The sequence below is a fragment of the Streptomyces sp. SD15 genome (genome assembly GCF_054462255.1).
Genome location: NZ_JBTLMO010000051.1, coordinates 44,217 through 60,461 on the forward strand (window position 1 = coordinate 44,217; position 16,245 = coordinate 60,461).

Annotated in this window: 11 protein-coding genes and 1 pseudogene; 4 read left to right on the forward strand and 8 right to left on the reverse strand. The window is 69.4% G+C overall.

Going from position 1 to position 16,245, the window contains the following annotated elements:
• Positions 1–96 precede the first annotated feature (96 nt).
• The 5 genes and pseudogenes from glpK to ACX28W_RS35280 form a co-directional block, all read right to left on the reverse strand.
• Positions 97–1,617 (reverse strand): glycerol kinase GlpK, encoded by a 1,521-nt coding sequence (gene glpK, locus ACX28W_RS35260; protein ID WP_459004080.1) that lies wholly within the window; start codon positions 1,615–1,617, stop codon positions 97–99.
• A gap of 13 nt (positions 1,618–1,630) precedes the next feature.
• Positions 1,631–2,167, reverse strand: a pseudogene (locus ACX28W_RS35265) (MIP/aquaporin family protein).
• A 529-nt stretch (positions 2,168–2,696) separates the two neighbouring features.
• Positions 2,697–4,322: an EAL domain-containing protein gene (locus ACX28W_RS35270; protein WP_459004081.1), complete on the reverse strand. Its 1,626-nt coding sequence runs from the start codon at positions 4,320–4,322 to the stop codon at positions 2,697–2,699.
• Between the two features lie 180 nt (positions 4,323–4,502).
• Positions 4,503–5,693, reverse strand: a complete 1,191-nt coding sequence (locus ACX28W_RS35275; RefSeq protein ID WP_459004082.1) for a lipid-transfer protein — start codon at positions 5,691–5,693, stop codon at positions 4,503–4,505.
• Between the two features lie 28 nt (positions 5,694–5,721).
• Positions 5,722–6,150, reverse strand: a complete 429-nt coding sequence (locus ACX28W_RS35280) for a Zn-ribbon domain-containing OB-fold protein (protein ID WP_459004091.1) — start codon at positions 6,148–6,150, stop codon at positions 5,722–5,724.
• 258 nt (positions 6,151–6,408) lie between these two features.
• On the opposite strand from ACX28W_RS35280, the gene ACX28W_RS35285 reads away from it, so the two are divergent.
• Together ACX28W_RS35285 and ACX28W_RS35290 are read left to right on the forward strand one after the other, a co-directional pair.
• The gene (locus ACX28W_RS35285; protein ID WP_459004083.1) at positions 6,409–7,218 is read left to right on the forward strand and encodes a M15 family metallopeptidase; all 810 of its coding nucleotides are present in this window, start codon (positions 6,409–6,411) and stop codon (positions 7,216–7,218) included.
• A 100-nt stretch (positions 7,219–7,318) separates the two neighbouring features.
• A complete protein-coding gene (locus ACX28W_RS35290; protein WP_459004084.1) occupies positions 7,319–7,855 on the forward strand; it encodes an NUDIX domain-containing protein in 537 nt (178 codons plus the stop codon).
• 19 nt (positions 7,856–7,874) lie between these two features.
• On the opposite strand, the gene ACX28W_RS35295 is transcribed toward ACX28W_RS35290, so the two are convergent.
• Complete coding sequence (locus ACX28W_RS35295) at positions 7,875–10,253, reverse strand: glycoside hydrolase family 31 protein (protein ID WP_459004085.1); 2,379 nt, start codon at positions 10,251–10,253, stop codon at positions 7,875–7,877.
• A 204-nt stretch (positions 10,254–10,457) separates the two neighbouring features.
• Between ACX28W_RS35295 and ACX28W_RS35300 the strand changes: the two genes are divergently transcribed.
• Together ACX28W_RS35300 and ACX28W_RS35305 are read left to right on the forward strand one after the other, a co-directional pair.
• A complete protein-coding gene (locus ACX28W_RS35300) occupies positions 10,458–12,425 on the forward strand; it encodes an acetoacetate--CoA ligase (protein WP_459004086.1) in 1,968 nt (655 codons plus the stop codon).
• A gap of 264 nt (positions 12,426–12,689) precedes the next feature.
• Complete coding sequence (locus tag ACX28W_RS35305) at positions 12,690–13,583, forward strand: hypothetical protein (protein ID WP_459004087.1); 894 nt, start codon at positions 12,690–12,692, stop codon at positions 13,581–13,583.
• A 68-nt stretch (positions 13,584–13,651) separates the two neighbouring features.
• On the opposite strand, the gene ptsP is transcribed toward ACX28W_RS35305, so the two are convergent.
• On the reverse strand, positions 13,652–15,322 hold the full coding sequence (gene ptsP, locus ACX28W_RS35310) for a phosphoenolpyruvate--protein phosphotransferase (protein WP_459004088.1): 1,671 nt from the start codon (positions 15,320–15,322) through the stop codon (positions 13,652–13,654).
• Between the two features lie 78 nt (positions 15,323–15,400).
• Positions 15,401–15,850 (reverse strand): PTS sugar transporter subunit IIA, encoded by a 450-nt coding sequence (locus ACX28W_RS35315; RefSeq protein WP_459004089.1) that lies wholly within the window; start codon positions 15,848–15,850, stop codon positions 15,401–15,403.
• Positions 15,851–16,245 lie beyond the last annotated feature (395 nt).

A 16,245-nucleotide genomic window follows, 5' to 3' on the forward strand; every position in this document is an offset into this window, starting at 1 on the left:
GCCCGTACCCCCGCCGACCGGGGTACGGGCCGCGGTCCTGCACGCGCGCGTGGCTCACCCGGGACGCACGCGCGCGTAGACCCCCATCGGGCTTCGTCAGCTCAGGCCCTCCTCGTGCCAGCCGAAGCTCTTCTCCACCGCCTTGCGCCAGTTCTGGTACTCGCGGTCGCGCACGGCGGCCTCCATGGACGGCGTCCACTCGACGTCCTTCTGCCAATGCGACTTCAGCTCGTCGAGATCGTTCCACACGCCGGTCGCGAGCCCGGCCGCGTAGGCCGCGCCCAGGCACGTGGTCTCGGAGACCTTGGGGCGGATCACCGGCACTCCGAGGACATCCGCCTGGTGCTGCATCAGCAAATTATTCTTGGTCATGCCGCCGTCCACCTTCAGCGTGGTGATCTGCACCCCGGAGTCCTGGAACATGGCGTCCACGACCTCACGGGTCTGCCAGCTCGTCGCCTCGAGGACCGCGCGGGCGAGGTGTGCCTTCGTGACGTACCGCGTGAGTCCGGTGACGACCCCCCGCGCGTCGGAGCGCCAGTACGGCGCGAACAGGCCGGAGAAAGCGGGCACGATGTACGCTCCGCCGTTGTCCTCGACACTGGCGGCCAGTGTCTCGATCTCATCGGCGGTGCGGATGATGCCGAGCTGGTCGCGGAACCACTGCACGAGGGCACCCGTGATCGCGATCGACCCCTCGAGACAGTAGACGGGCGCCTCACCGCCGATCTTGTAGCCCATGGTCGTGAGCAGCCCGTTCTTCGAGGGGACGGGGCGGTTGCCGGTGTTGAGCAGCAGGAAGCTACCGGTGCCGTACGTGTTCTTCGCTGTACCCACGTCGTAGCAGGCCTGCCCGAAGACCGCCGCCTGCTGGTCGCCGAGCGCAGACGCGACGGGGACGCCCGCGAGCTGGCCGACCGCGGTGCCGTACACCTCGGCGGAGGACCTGATCTCGGGCAGTACCGCTTCGGGGACGTTCATCGCGGAGAGGATGGACTGGTCCCATTGGAGGGTCTCCAGGTTCATCAGCATGGTGCGCCCGGCATTGGTGACGTCGGTCACGTGCTGCCCGCCGTCCGTGCCGCCAGTCAGATTCCAGATCAACCAGGAGTCGATGGTCCCGAAGGCGATCTCGCCGCGCTCGGCGCGTGCGCGAAGGCCCGGCACGTTGTCGAGCAGCCAGGTCGCCTTGGGCCCGGAGAAGTAGCTGGCCAGTGGCAGTCCGGTCTGCTCGCGGAAGCGGTCCTGGCCGTCCGGGCCGCCCAGTTCATTGCAGAGCGCGGAGGTCCTGGTGTCCTGCCAGACGATCGCGTTGTGCACGGGTTTGCCGGTGGCGCGGTCCCACAGGACCGTTGTCTCGCGCTGGTTGGTGATGCCGAGCGCGCTGAGCTGTTCGGCGCGCAGCCCGGCTTTGGCGATCGCTCCCGCGACCACCGCCTGCACCTTGGACCAGATCTCGGTGGCGTCGTGTTCCACCCAGCCCGGCTTGGGGAAGATCTGGCGATGCTCGCGCTGGTCGACGGCGACGATCGCGCCGCCCCGGTCGAAGATGATGCAGCGGCTTGAGGTGGTGCCCTGGTCGATTGCGGCGACGTACTTCTCGGCGTTGTCCGTCATGACGTCCCCTTCGTCAGAATGCTGCGTGGTAGATCGCGGGCCCCGATGGCGGCACCCGCGATCGGGCCGACCACCGGGATCCATGAATAACTCCATTCCGAGGTGCCCTTGTTGGGAATCGGCAGCAAAGCATGGGTGAGGCGCGGTCCAAGGTCGCGGGCCGGGTCGAGAAGATGCCCAGTGTCTCGATGGCGTTGTCGTCGTCGGCGTTGAGGTTGAACTGGCCCAGGTAGAGCAGCCAACAGAGCGTGGCTCCGATGATGGCGCCGACGAACTGCCCCAGGATGTAGAAGAGCACGTCCTCCCATTTGGTCGAACCCTCGATCGCGAAGCCGATCGTCACGGCGGGGTTGATCTGACCTCCGGACAGCGGAGCCGAGGTGTAGGCGCCGACGAGCACGCCGAATCCCCATCCGAAGGCGATGACGACCCAACCTGCGCCCTGCGCCTTGGACTTGTTGAGGGTGACCGCGGCGCAGATGCCCGCGCCGAGCAGAATCAGAATCGCGGTGCCGATCAACTCGCCGACAAATATGTCTCCGTTGCTCATGGCGGCTCCTAGACCTCGCCCGGAGCGATCCGCCCCGGGCCACCGTGCAGGGTGCGTTTCCCCTGGCTACTTCAGCCGAGGGCAGGGAGGTCCCGCGCCCCGCCCGGCGTCCGTGACGAGCGTGCCGTCGCAGCGGAATCGCCCGTGGGGACGGCCCTTGGTGCAGGTCGGAATCCCGAGCGGCGCGGTGCCTGAAGGTGCCCGAATGCGGCGATGCCGATTGACACCCGGAAGTGTTCACCGGCACCCAGGGGGCGTCAAGGTCGGCGACGGCAACGGTTGAAGGCCATGAACGAGGCAAGATCCGGGCCCGGTAAGGGCCTCACCGGCAGTCTGGGCGCAGGCCGACCGACCCACGCGCCACCCCCGTCCCACAGTTGTCCAGCATCGCCCGTCGCAGGCCCGAGACCCGGGGTGTTGAGGGCTAGGACCTGTCATCGGGGCAACCCTGGGGAGGGCCCCGTATCGGGCGGACGGCGCATGTCGGTGTGATCCGCGGTCAGGCGTCGTCCCGCGCCACCCCCGCCGCTCAGCCCGCCTGAGCCTGTGCCGCCCCTGAACCGCGGCGGACCTCATGGCCCGGCAGGCCCGCCCTCCCCAGCACCCAACTCGCCCCGCTCAGAGCCTTCGCGGCCTGCTTGAGCGGCGCCAGACAGGCCGCCGCCTGCCGATGGTCGGTCACGCTCCCCGGCGCGCACAGGACCGTGGCCAGCGACAGCGTGACGGTCAGGCCGCCCGCCGACCAGGGCGTATCGAGCACCGAGCCGGCCAGCGGATCGAGGGTGTCCGGGTCCGCGAGCACCAGGAAGTCGTCGCCACCGATGTGGCCCACCCGCGTCGCCCCGGACGCAGCGTGCTGCAGAGCCCGCCCGACCGCCCGGATCAGCTCGTCGCCCGCCGCGAACCCCGCTCCGTCGTTGACCTGCTTGAAGTGGTCGACGTCGAGCCAGCTCAGCGTGAACGTCCGGCCGTCCGCGATCCGCCGGTCCACCTCTCCGGTGATCGCGTCCGAACCGGGCAACCGCGTCAGAGGGTTGAGCCCCGCCGCCTCCTCGACCCGGCTCTCGGAGAGCGCTCGTACGAGATCGGCCAGGCGTACGACCCCCACGCATCGCCCGAAGTGGTCGACGACCGCGACGTCGTCGGACGTACGGTCCCGCTCCCCGTCCGCCACCACGTCGAGCACCTCCCACGCGGTGGCGTCGACGCCGACGGTACGTGGCGGATCGCCGAGTTTGGCGGCCGGTCGGTCGGCGTACAGCGCATGCCCGTACGGCCCCGACATCGACAACAGGAACCGCGACCTGTGCACCGACCGGACAGGGACCCCGGAGGAATCCACGAGCAGCACCCCGGACACGTCGGGCGATCCGGTGAGCAGCGCCCGCACCTGCCCCGCGGATGCCGTCGCGGGCAGCAGCGCCGCCGGTCGCACGAACTGCCGTACCGACGGCCCCGACCGGGGTGCCGCCGTGACGCCGGTGGAGAGGGCCGGAACGTATACGTCCGCCGCGGGCAGTCGGGCGGGCGGCGCGAAGAGCTCGCCTTGCGCCAGCTGCGCGCCCGCTGACACCGCGGCCGCGCACTGAAGCTCCGTCTCGACTCCCTCGACCGACAGCAGTGCGCCCAACTGCTCGCACAGCGTCCGCATCGCCCGCACCGCCGCCGGCCGCGCCAGCAGGGACACGTCGAGCTTCACCAGCTCGGGCGCGAGATCCGTGAGCAGCCGCAGCGGTACGTCGCCGTCGCCCACCCCGTCCGCGCAGAGCCGGAAGCCCTCGGCCCGCAACGCAGCAACCGCCTCCAACAGGGCGCGCTGCGGCACGTGCGTGTACGGCGGACAGACGTCGACCGTCACTTCCCAAGGCTGCCGGCCGGCTTCGCGCACCGCGTCGCGCAGCGCCGCCAGTCTGCCGAGATCGGCCAGGGTCCCGGCGAACACGTTGACATGCAGCGGCAGCAGCGTCTCCTTACGGGCCGCCGCCCGGATCGCCAAAGCGGCCAGCCGACCGTCGAGCTCGGGGTCCCGGCGGGCCTGCGCCAAGATGTCACCGGCCTCCGGACGGGCGAGTATCTCCAGCGCCGCAACTCCTCCGGTCGTCAGATTGACGACCGGCTGGAAGGCGAAGCGGACCGTATCCGTCCAGGAGGGCACGGGAGCATAATGACGCCGCCCGCGCACGCCCGGGCGCGATTCATAAGCTGTTCACGCAGCATTCCGAGGTCGTCACACCGGGTGCGGAGGCTTGCCGGGCGTTTGCGCACGGACGGCCACCGAGATGGGCATATGTTGCGGTCACCGAGAGGGCGTACGGGCGTACGCGCGCCTGCCGACTCAATGCACGGCGATGACCGACGAACCGTGTCCGAACAACCCCTGGTTCGCGGTGATGCCCACTCGCGCGCCCGCGACCTGGCGGTCGCCCGCATCGCCCCGCAGCTGCCATGTCAGCTCGCACACCTGGGCGATGGCCTGTGCCGGAACCGCCTCCCCGAAGGACGCCAGCCCACCGCTGACGTTCACTGGTATGCGCCCGCCGAGCGTCGTGGCACCTTCCCGCAGCAGCTTTGCCGCCCCGCCCTCACCGCACAGCCCCAGATCCTCATACCACTGCAACTCCAGCGCCGTGGACAGGTCGTACACCTCGGCGAGTGAGAGATCCTCGGGAGCGATGCCCGCCTCCTCGTACGCGGCCCGCGCGATCGACGCCCGGAAGCTGTCGGCCGGGGGCTCCACCGCGATCGCGGAGTCCGTGGCGATGTCCGGGAGGTCCAGCACGGTGTTGGGGTAGCGCGGCGTCACCGTCGACACGGCGCGGATCCGCACGGGGTCAGCCGCCCCGTGCCGTCGCGCGAACCCCATGCTCGACAGCACGAGAGCCGCGCCTCCGTCGGAGGTCGCGCAGATGTCGAGCAGCCGCAGCGGATCGGAGACGACCGCGGAGCCCGCCACCTCCTCGGCGGTGATCCTCGTCCGATACCGCGCGTTCGGATTCAGTGCCCCTTGGGCGGCGTTTTTCACCTTGACGTGCGCGAAATCCTCGAGAGTGTCCCCGTGCACGGCCATCCGCCGCCGTGCGTAGAGCCCGAAGTACGTGGGATTCGTCGCCCCGAGAACCCGGAACCGCAACCAATCGGGATCGTCCGGCCTGTCCCCGCCCGCCGGACGGAAGAACCCCTTGGGTGCCGCGTCCGCGCCCACCACGAGCACCACGTCTGCGAGGCCCGAAAGGATCTGCGCCCGCGCCGCGTTGAGGGCCTGCGCTCCGGAGGCGCACGCCGCGTAGACACTCGTGACCCGCGCGCCCTGCCAGCCCAGCGCCTTCGCGAACGTCGCCCCCGCCACATATCCGGGATAGCCGCCGCGCACGGTGGCCGCGCCCACGACCGAGCCGACGTCCCGCCAGTCGATACCCGCGTCGGCCAGCGCCGCGCGCGCCGCCACGATCCCGTACTCGACGAAGCTGCGCCCCCCCTTGCCCCACGGGTGCATGCCCGCGCCGAGCACCGCCACGTCGCTGCTCATGCCGTCACCCCCGTAGGCCTCATGCCCCTCATGCCGTCCCCTTTGTCGGCCGCCAGTGCCATGTCGTCCAAGTCGTCTCCTCGTCCTCGTTCAGCACGCCGGGGACGACCTCCACCTCCATGCCCACCGCCAGGTCGGCGACGGCGATTCCGGGAACCGCCTGACCGAGTACGACGATCCGCTCGGATTCCAGCTCCACAGCGATCAACGCGTAGGGCTCCCACGAGAGTTCCGGATCGGTCACATACGGTGACGGCGGCCGGTACCTGCTGTCCGTGTACGACCAGACGCGACCACGTCGGGACAGCGATACCTCGGTCAGCTCTCCGCCTCGGCAGCCCGGATTGCGGCAGAAGGCGTCCTCGCGGGGGAAGAAGACAGAAGTGCACACCGAGCAGCGCGTGCCGAGCAGACGGAAGTCGTCCCAGCTCTCGCCGGTGAACCATCCGGTGACCACGGGTGAGCGTGTACGTGACAAGATCCCTCCATGGCGCCGGATCTGATGGATCGTCAGAAGTCTTCAGAAGTCTGCCATGGGTACCGGAAAATCGGCAGGGTGATGTGGAGAACCATGCAGGCCCCCCGGGCGTCGGAGTATCGGGAGGGGCGGCCGGGGCCCACGGGGGTGGTTCCGGCCGCCCCTCATCGCCGCATGGGTGCCGGCCGTATGCGATCCCTTCCTGCGCGGAACCCGCGTCTGATAGATGGAGGGGACATGACACGACTTACGACCGCCGTGCGCGGCCTGGTGACCACACTCACCGCTCTGCTGGCCGTGACTTCGGCCTCCGCCACCGCCCGGGCGACGCCCGAACCGAAGGCCCCCGAGGACTTCGTAGCCCTGAGATCCGTAGACCCGACGATCATCCAGGAGATGCGCTACTTCACGCCGCACAATTTCGTGGGCGAGCGCATCGACGGCTACCTTCAGCCGATCTGCATCCTGACCCGGCCCGCCGCCGACGCCCTTCACCAGGCCCAAGTGGCGCTGCTGCGCAAGGGCTACACCCTCAAGGTGTACGACTGCTACCGGCCGCAGCGCGCTGTCGACCACTTCGTCCGCTGGGCCGAGGACCTCGACGCCGAGTCGATGAAGCCGGAGTTCTATCCGCAGGTCGACAAGACCCGTCTGTTCGAGGACGGTTACATCGCCGAGAAGTCCGGACACAGCCGCGGCTCGACGATGGACCTCACCATCGTCAGGTTGCCGGCGAAGCCGACCAGGCCGTACATCCCCGGAGAGCCCCTTGTACCCTGCTACGCGCCCCAGGACGAGCGGTTCCCCGACAACTCCGTGGACATGGGCACCGGCTTCGACTGCTTCGACACCCTCTCCCATACCCTGGACCCGCGCATCCAGGGTGCGCAGCGCGCCAACAGACTGCTCCTGAAGAGCACCCTGGAGGACCTCGGATTCGTCAACCTCGCCGAGGAATGGTGGCACTACACGTACAGGCCTGAGTCGTATCCGGACACCTACTTCGACTTCCCGGTGTCCAAGGCGTCCCTGACTTCGTCCGACTGAGCCATGCCGGCCCGCCCTGTGGCGACGGGGCGGGCGACATCCGAGGACGCACCGAGGACGCCCCGAAGAGGATCCGCAGTGATCGGATACAGTCCGCGGCGTGCCCGCACCCCTGCACCCATCCGCCGACTTCGCGCCGGACTCGCACTGTTCGAGTTGCGGAACACCCTACGGAGAGGGTGTCTCCGGCTGGCCCCGCACCTGCGCCGCCTGTGACACCGTGGCCTACCGCAATCCACTGCCGGTCGCGGTAGCCCTGCAACCTGTGTACGACGCCGGCGGCACCGCCCTGGTCGTCATCACCCGGACCATCGCTCCCGCGCGCGGAGGCATCGCGCTGCCCGGAGGATTCATCGACCACCGGGAGGACTGGCGGCACGCCGTCGTCCGGGAACTCAAGGAGGAGACGGGTATCGACGCGGCGAGCCACGAGGTGCGGCTCGCCGACGCGATGAGCTCTCCCGCCGGTCACCTGCTGCTCTTCGGGCTCCTCCCGACGCGCCCGGCCGCCGAACTGCCGGCGTCCGCCGCCACGGACGAGACCGAGGGCTGGCACCTGCTGCGCAGGCCGACCGAACTCGCCTTCCCGCTGCACACCTTGGCGGTTCACGCGTGGTTCGAGGGACGCTACGCCTGAAAGGACCCCGTGGAGCCCCTCAGGGCCTCGTCACGGCGCCTCCGAGGCCCCGCACCCGGACCGGGTACCCCGGCTCGCTCGGGCCGCCCTCCCCGTCCCGCCGGACGACCACGTGCTGCCCCTCCCAACGCGTCACATAGCGTTCGACCTCCGGCTCGTCCCACCCGTCGCCCGTGTCCGGCACCACGAGCCCGCCGCCGACACGCCCTTGCGCGGGAGCCCACACCTCCAGCTCCAGACCGCCGTCGACGCCCCGAACGGGCACGACGGCACCCGCGCGCGCCAGCACCGGAATCCGCGAAAGGGGGGCGTCGACCAGCACCTGGGCCGGCCCTTCGTACGCCTTCTCGGTGACCGTGTCGTACCAACGCCCCCGCGGAAGTTGCACCGCGCGCCGATCCGCCCCGTGGTCCAGCACCGGTGCCACGAGGAGACAGTCACCGAGCAGGAACGCGTCCTCGCAGTCGCGCAGTGCCCGGTCCTCGGGCGCGCCCCACCACACGGGCCGCACATACGGTGCACCAGTGCGGCGTGCCAGATGCGCAAGCGTCATGAAGTACGGAAGCAGCCGCCGCCGCTCGACGAGCGCCACGCGCGCGTGCGCCAGGACCTCGTCACCGAACTCCCAGGGCTCTCTGCGCCCCGCTCGCAGACTCGCGTGCGTGCGGAACAGTGGGAGGTACGCGCCGAGCTGGAGCCACCGCAGGTACAGCTCGGGCGACGGGCTTCCGTCGAAGCCGCCCACATCGGGCCCCGAGTACGGCACCCCGCACAACCCGAGCCCCATCACCAGCGACAGCGACGCTCGCAATCCGGGCCACCCCGTGGCCACGTCTCCGGACCAGGTCCCTCCGTAGCGCTGCATTCCTGCCCACCCGGAGCGCGAGAAGAGGAAGGGCCGCACCTGGGGAGTCAGTTCGCGCAGGCCCTCGTACGCGGCCCGGGCCATGCCCAGGGCGTACACGTTGTGCGCCTCTCGATGGTCGCCGTCGTGTCCCTCCAGGGAGTGTCGCGCCGAACGAGGCAGGGTCGATTCCCCGAACGCCGTGAACGACGTCGGCTCGTTCATGTCGTGCCAGAACCCCGCGAACCCCTGCGCCAGCCGCTCCTCGTAGAGCCCGCCCCACCACCGCCGCACGCGCGCGTGCGTGAAGTCCGGATAGACCGACTCCCCGGGCCATACGACACCCCGCACGAGCCGTCCCGAGGCATCCCGTACGAAAGCGTCCTCGGTGAGGCCGCTGTCATACACGGCGTTGCCAGGCTCGGCCTTGACCGCCGGGTCGACGATCGACACCAGCCGGATGCCGTCGCGGCGCAGCTCCCTGGCGAGCTCCGGCAGTTTGGGAAAGCGCTCCCGGTCGACCGTGAACACCTGGTGCGCGTCGTAGTGGTCGATGTCCAGGTGGACCGCGTCGAGAGGCAGACCGCGTTCGTGATAACCCGCCACGATCCGTCGCACCTCCTGCTCGTTGCCGAAACCCCACCGGGCGTGATGGTGCCCCAGCGCCCATGCGGGCGGCAGCGCGGGCGCCCCGGTGAGTGAGGCCCAGGCATGCAGCACGCGTGCGGGGGTACCCACCATCACCCAGCAGCGCAGTGGGCCGCCGTCCATCCGCAACTCGCACGTCCCTGACCGGTCGTGCCCGGAGCCCGCGCCCTCCTCGCCCTCGCGCAAGGTCACGGTGCCGTCCCACGAAGTGTCGTGGAACACCAAGTGCGTGCCCGCGTCGGCGACCACCATCTGCACGGGCATCGTGATGTACAACGGGTCCTCGCCCGGCGCGAACGCGTGGCCGGGATCCGTGTTCCACAGCCGGTACGTCCCCTCGCGCAACGTGGGTCCCGCTGCCCGCCCGCCCAGACCGAAGAACCGTGCGTCGGCGGCCACTTCGGAGCGTTGCATCCAGCGTGCTCCGCCCCCGTCGACGGGCTCCCACCAACGAGGCGGCAGATCGCGGCGCAGGATCACACCACCGGGGGTGCGCACCTCGACGGCGCCGTGCCGCGAGACGACGACCGTCACCCGTTCGGCCACCACCCGCCAGCCACCGTCCTTGTCGGGCTCCAGGACGGCCCTCGGGTCCGGCTCCGGGCAGCGGCCCGCGAGCGCGTACGACGGCTCGGGACGGGCCCCGTCCCAGCCCCAGAACACCGCTCCGCCCACCGCGACCGTGATCCGCAGCTCGGACCGACTGAACCGGACGACACCGCCCCCGGGCCCGGTCTCCACACCCTGCACCGGGCCCGGCACCCGCGCCCGCTCGGCACCCCGCCGCGGCAGCCCGGCGGCGTCGGCACGCTTCCTTCGCCATGCCGCACGCACAGTACGCAACCTCTGGGCCGCCCCCGTGGAACCGACCACCTTCACCGAACGCACCAGGTCACGACCGTCCATGCTGCTCACCCTGCCATTGCCTGCCCCATATGGGTGAGTCGTTCAACTGCCGTTCACCCGAGGTGGGGGCACATCTTCACGCCGCTGGCCATGCGGGGCGCACCCTGGTGCGGAAGTCGATCACATGGCATCGTCCGTGTCAGCCGCGTGACGCGCACACCCCAGCTCGTGCGCGACCGACGCACACAGTCCGGGAGCCGCCCCATGTCCACCGCGAACGCCTCACCGCTCTGGCAGCCCGAACCAGAACGTATCGCCCAGGCGCAGATCACCAAGTTCCAGGCCTGGGCCGCCGAGAACCACGGAGCCCCGTCCGGTGGCGGCTATACGGCGCTGCACCGCTGGTCCGTGGATGAACTGGACACGTTCTGGAAAGCCGTCACCGAGTGGTTCGACGTACGGTTTTCGACCCCCTACGCGCGCGTACTCGGCGACCGCTCCATGCCCGGTGCCGAGTGGTTCCCCGGGGCAACGCTCAATTACGCCGAGCACGCCCTGCGCACGGCCGAGACCCGCATGGACGAACCAGCACTCCTGTACGTCGACGAAGGCCACGTACCGACCCCGGTCAGCTGGACAGAGCTGCGCCGCCAGGTCGGCTCCCTGGCCGCAGAACTGCGCGCCCTCGGCGTACGCCCCGGAGACCGTGTCAGCGGCTATCTCCCGAACATCCCGCAGGCCGTCGTCGCCCTCCTCGCCACGGCCGCCGTCGGAGGCGTGTGGACCTCCTGCGCCCCCGACTTCGGCGCCCGCAGTGTCCTCGACCGCTTCCAGCAGGTCGAACCCGTTGTGCTCTTCACGGTCGACGGCTACCGGTACGGCGGCAAGGAGCACGACCGCCGCGACGTAGTCGCCGAGCTGCGCCGCGAACTGCCGACCCTGCGCGCCGTCGTCCACATCCCGCTGCTCGGCACCGAGGCGCCCGAAGGCGCTCTGGACTGGTACGCCCTGACCTCCGCCGACGTCGAGCCCGACTTCGAAAAGGTTCCCTTCGACCACCCCTTGTGGGTGCTCTACTCCTCCGGCACAACCGGCCTTCCCAAGGCCATCGTCCAGTCTCAGGGTGGCATTCTCGTCGAGCACCTCAAGCAGCTGGGCCTGCACTGCGACCTCGGCCCCGAGGACCGTTTCTTCTGGTACACGTCCACCGGCTGGATGATGTGGAACTTCCTCGTCTCCGGCCTGCTCACGGGCACCACGATCGTCCTGTACGACGGAAGCCCCGGCTATCCGGACACGGGTGCCCAGTGGCGCATCGCCGAACGTACGGGAGCGACCCTCTTCGGCACGTCCGCCGCCTACGTCATGGCGTGCCGCAAGGCGGGCGTCCACCCCTCCCGTGACTTCGACCTCACGCGCGTGCGGTGCGTGGCGACCACCGGCTCGCCCCTGCCGCCCGACGGCTTCCGCTGGCTGCACGACGAGGTCCGCGAGGACCTGTGGATCGCCTCCGTCAGCGGAGGCACGGACGTCTGCTCCTGCTTCGCAGGAGCCGTACCCACACTGCCGGTGTACATCGGCGAACTCCAGGCACCCGGCCTCGGCACCGACCTCCAGTCCTGGGACCCCAGCGGCAAACCCCTCACCGACGAAGTCGGTGAACTCGTGGTCACCAACCCGATGCCGTCCATGCCCATCCGCTTCTGGAACGACCCCGACGGCAGCCGATACCACGACAGCTACTTCGACATGTACCCCGGAGTGTGGCGCCACGGCGACTGGATCACCGTCACCTCCCGCGGCTCCGTCGTCATCCACGGTCGCTCCGACTCGACGCTCAACCGCCAAGGCGTGCGCATGGGATCGGCCGACATCTACGAGGCGGTCGAACGCCTCCCCGAGATCAAGGAGTCGCTCGTCATCGGCATCGAACAGCCCGACGGCGGCTACTGGATGCCCCTGTTCGTCCACCTCGCTGCCGGAGCCGAACTCGACGAGGCCCTCCTGAACCGCATCAAGCAGACCATCCGCGAACAGCTCTCACCGCGCCACGTTCCCGACGAGGTCATCGAAGTACCCGGAGTCCCGCACACCCTCACGGGCAAGCGCATCGAGGTCCCCGTCAAACGCCTCCTCCAAGGCGCGCCTTTGGAGAAGGCGGTCAACTTGGGCTCTGTGGACAACGTCGAACTGCTGCGCTTCTACGAAGACCTGGCCCGCGAGCGCGGTTGAACTGTCCGTATCCCTCGCGCCCGGCACGGCCGAGGGCGTCTTCGGGGCTCAGGAGCCGTGCCGGGCGCCAGCGCAGTATCGGATCACTCGCCGTCACCACGGCCATGGCGACCGGCCCCATCGGCAGGACCACCTTGGCACGACCATCGCTGTGACCTGCCTGTTTCCAGCATCGCCTGGTGCGCGATCACCTCGTCCGCCCTGCGTTGTCAGTGCCGCCAGTTACTGTGAGTGAACATTGATCGACTGCGCACAGGGGGAAACATGGCGCACACTGAGCACCGGACCATGCGACACGTCCTGCGCCGCGAAATCGCCGGCACCATCGGTCTGCTGACGGACGAGCACGACTTCACGGCGATGCGGCGCTACCGCACCTTCACCTTCGACGACCACACGACCTACCTACAGCAGGTGGAGTCCCTGCTCAGGACCCTCGCGGCCCAGGGCAGCCACACCGCGGTGGCACTCTTCGACCCCGAGGAGTATGCGGAGTTCTGCGCCGACAGCGGCCTGGAACCTGACGCCGCCGCCAGCCGCACACGCTTCACCGCCGAACTGGCCGCCACGGGCCCCACCGTTCTCTACCAGGGGCAGCCCCTCGCCGAACTCGTCCCGGACCTTGTCGACGAAGCCGTCCGCAAAGCGACCTGGGAGTACGCGACCACACTTCTGGCCCGCATCGGCAGCTGCGCGTCCTGCGGAGAGGACATCGGACGCGCGTCCTTCGCCCGAGCCTCCCATCTACTCTCCCGCGTCCTCGACACCGCGAGCCCAGGCGAACGTCACCTCGTGTGCAGCGTCTCCGCGGCACCCGAAACACTGGTCGCCGTACTCCGAGCCGACGACGACGCAGACGGCACCACCCGCCTCGACGAGGCAGAGGCCCTCGAATTCACCACTGTCCTGGCCCTTGGCATCGCCACCCGGTGCGCCGGAGGACTCGTCATGCGCACCATCGCCCCCGACACGACCGACCGCGTCTACGGATGGCGGCTGCGTGGCGAAGGCCTTGAGCCCCTCACCGCCGGAGAAGTCTTCGACGCCTACTGCACCGACGCAGCATCCGGAGACCTCGTCTCACCGGAATCAGGCGTGGACTACTGCGTACCGCCCGACCTCGGACAGGAGGGAGAAGGGACGGGCCACACGCACTGAACGCGAAGGGGCGCCCCACCCGCAGGTGGAGCGCCCCTCGGCAAGCGTCGCTCGACGACGTGATCCAGCTACTCGCCGGACAGCACCGCCTGCGCCGCGGCGCGAGCCTCTTCGGCCGTGTCCGCGGCACGGGCGGCCGCGGCGGCACGCTCGCACTGCGCCAACGTGTACTTGGCGAGCGTTGCTCGGACATAGGGAATCGACGCGGCCCCCATCGACAGGGAGGTGACCCCCAGACCGGTCAGTACACACGCGAGCAGAGGGTCGGACGCGGCCTCACCGCAGACACCACAGCTCTTGCCCTCGGCCTTCGCTGCCTCGGCAGACAGCGTGACCAGGTCGAGCAGCGCGGGCTGCCACGGGTCCTGCAGACGGGACACCGCGCCCACCTGCCGGTCGGCCGCAAAGGTGTACTGCGCGAGATCGTTGGTCCCCAGGGACAGGAACTCGACCTCCTGCAGGATCGACCGCGCCCGCAGTGCGGCCGACGGAATCTCCACCATCGCACCGAATTTCGCCTGCAACCCGGCGGCACGGCACGCGTCCGCGAACGCCTTGGCGTCGGTGCGGTCGGCGACCATCGGAGCCATCACTTCGAGGTAGACCGGCAACCCCTCGGAAGCCTTCGCGAGCGCTGTGAGCTGTGTACGCAGCACCTCGGGGTGGTCGAGCAGGGAGCGCAGACCCCGCACACCCAGCGCGGGGTTCGGTTCGTCGGCGGGAGTAAGGAAGTCGAGAGGTTTGTCCGCGCCCGCGTCCAGCACACGCACCACGACACGCCCCTCGGGGAACGCCTCGAGCACCTGTCGGTACGCCTCGACCTGCTTCTCCTCGGACGGGGCCTGCTTGCTGTCGTCCAGGAAGAGGAACTCGGTACGGAAAAGACCGACACCCTCGGCCCCTGCCTCGACGGCCGCCGGCACGTCCGCGGGGCCGCCGATGTTGGCCAGCAGCGGCACCTTGTGCCCGTCGGAGGTCGCACCGGGACCGGTGGAGGCCGACAGCGCCGCCTTGCGCGCTGCCGCGGCAGTCTCCAGCTGCGCCTTCTTTTCGGCGCTCGGCTCCACGAAGATCTCACCGGTGCTGCCGTCAACAGCGATCACTGTGCCCTCGGCGAGTTCACCGGCGCCGGGCAGAGCGACCACGGCGGGCACACCGAGTGCCCGCGCCAGGATCGCGCTGTGACTGGTCGGCCCGCCCTCCTCGGTGACAAAACCCAGGACGAGAGTCGGGTCGAGCAGCGCCGTGTCCGCGGGCGCGAGGTCGCGGGCAATAAGGACGTATGGCTCGTCGCTGTCCGGGACACCCGGCATGGGCACCCCCAGCAGCCGGGCAACGATACGGTTCCGCACGTCGTCGAGGTCGGCCACGCGACCCGCGAGGTACTCGCCGGCACCCGCCAGCAATGCGCGGTAAGCGGCGAACGCGTCATAGACCGCCCGCTCGGCCGTGCTGCCGACTGCGATACGCCTGTCCACGTCCGCCATCAGCTCCGGGTCCTGAGCCATCATGGCCTGTGCCTCGAGCACCGCCTGGGCTTCGCCCCCCGCCAGATTGCCGCGCGCCATCAGGTCGGCCGCCACCGCCTCGACGGCCTTGCGGGCGCGCCCCTGTTCGCGCCCCGCGTCCTCCGCCGGGATCTGTTTGGCAGGCGGCTCAAGTACCGCCGTTCCCATGTGCCGAACCTCGCCGATCGCCACACCGTGGCTCACGCCGACGCCTCGCAGCGTTGTCTCCATCTCACCCGTCTCCGATTAGTGCGGCGCGTCCCGCCGCCGCGGTGGTTGTCGAACTTGCCATCTATGACGGCACTGATGTCACTGCCAGCCGAAGAGCTCGTCGCCGACCTTCACATCGTCGTCATCGCGGACATCGGAGAGAGAGTCGGCCGTGGCCTCGAGCGCCACGACCGGGCAGATCGGGGACTTACCGGCCTGCTCGACGGCAGCGGGGTTCCAGCGCACGACGGCCTGACCGCGCGTCACGGTGTCACCCTTGTTGACGAGCAGTTCGAAGCCCTCGCCGTTGAGCTGGACGGTGTCGATACCCAGGTGCGTAAGCACCCCGTGCCCCTGTCCGTCGACGACGACGAACGCATGGGGGTGGAGCGAGACAATTACTCCGTCCACGGGGGCAACAGCCTCCGCGGGCTCGCGAACGGGGTCGATCGCCATGCCGGGGCCTACCATCGCCCCGGAGAAGACGGGATCCGGTACCGCGGCGAGCCCGATGGCGCGTCCCGCAAGAGGGGACGTCACGGTGGTCATGGGAAGCCTCCCAGGGGTGGAGATTCATATGGGCCGTCACTGCCTGTACCGGACGGCGCACTGCTCAGCAGGGTATGTCATATGAAGTGGCGGTTCCGCATGAGAGGTGACGGTTGGCGGCCGTAGAGCACTGCGCAAACGATTTGCGCCCGCTCCAAACCCCCATGTAGAGTCGTACTCCTGCTTGAGGCCGAGCGACGCGAGCAAGCGTTCTTGCCTGGCAGTACCCAACTTGTCAGATTCTATCTCGGGGTCTGGTTCTGTATGTCTGCAGGACCGTGGTCAGAGAGACGGAAAATCACTGATAGAGTTTGGAACACCGAAGGGAAGCGCCCGGAGGAAAGCCTGAGAGAGTCTCTCGGGTGAGTACAAAGGAAGCGTCCGTTCCTTGAGAA

Coding starts and splice junctions, on each gene's coding strand:
- glpK (WP_459004080.1), bottom strand. CDS start 1,617: ATGACGGACAACGCCGAGAAGTACGTCGCCGCAATCGACCAGGGCACC.
- ACX28W_RS35275 (WP_459004082.1), bottom strand. CDS start 5,693: ATGAGCAGCGACGTGGCGGTGCTCGGCGCGGGCATGCACCCGTGGGGC.
- ACX28W_RS35285 (WP_459004083.1), top strand. CDS start 6,409: ATGACACGACTTACGACCGCCGTGCGCGGCCTGGTGACCACACTCACC.
- ACX28W_RS35295 (WP_459004085.1), bottom strand. CDS start 10,253: ATGGACGGTCGTGACCTGGTGCGTTCGGTGAAGGTGGTCGGTTCCACG.
- ACX28W_RS35300 (WP_459004086.1), top strand. CDS start 10,458: ATGTCCACCGCGAACGCCTCACCGCTCTGGCAGCCCGAACCAGAACGT.
- ACX28W_RS35305 (WP_459004087.1), top strand. CDS start 12,690: ATGGCGCACACTGAGCACCGGACCATGCGACACGTCCTGCGCCGCGAA.
- ptsP (WP_459004088.1), bottom strand. CDS start 15,322: ATGGAGACAACGCTGCGAGGCGTCGGCGTGAGCCACGGTGTGGCGATC.
- ACX28W_RS35315 (WP_459004089.1), bottom strand. CDS start 15,850: ATGACCACCGTGACGTCCCCTCTTGCGGGACGCGCCATCGGGCTCGCC.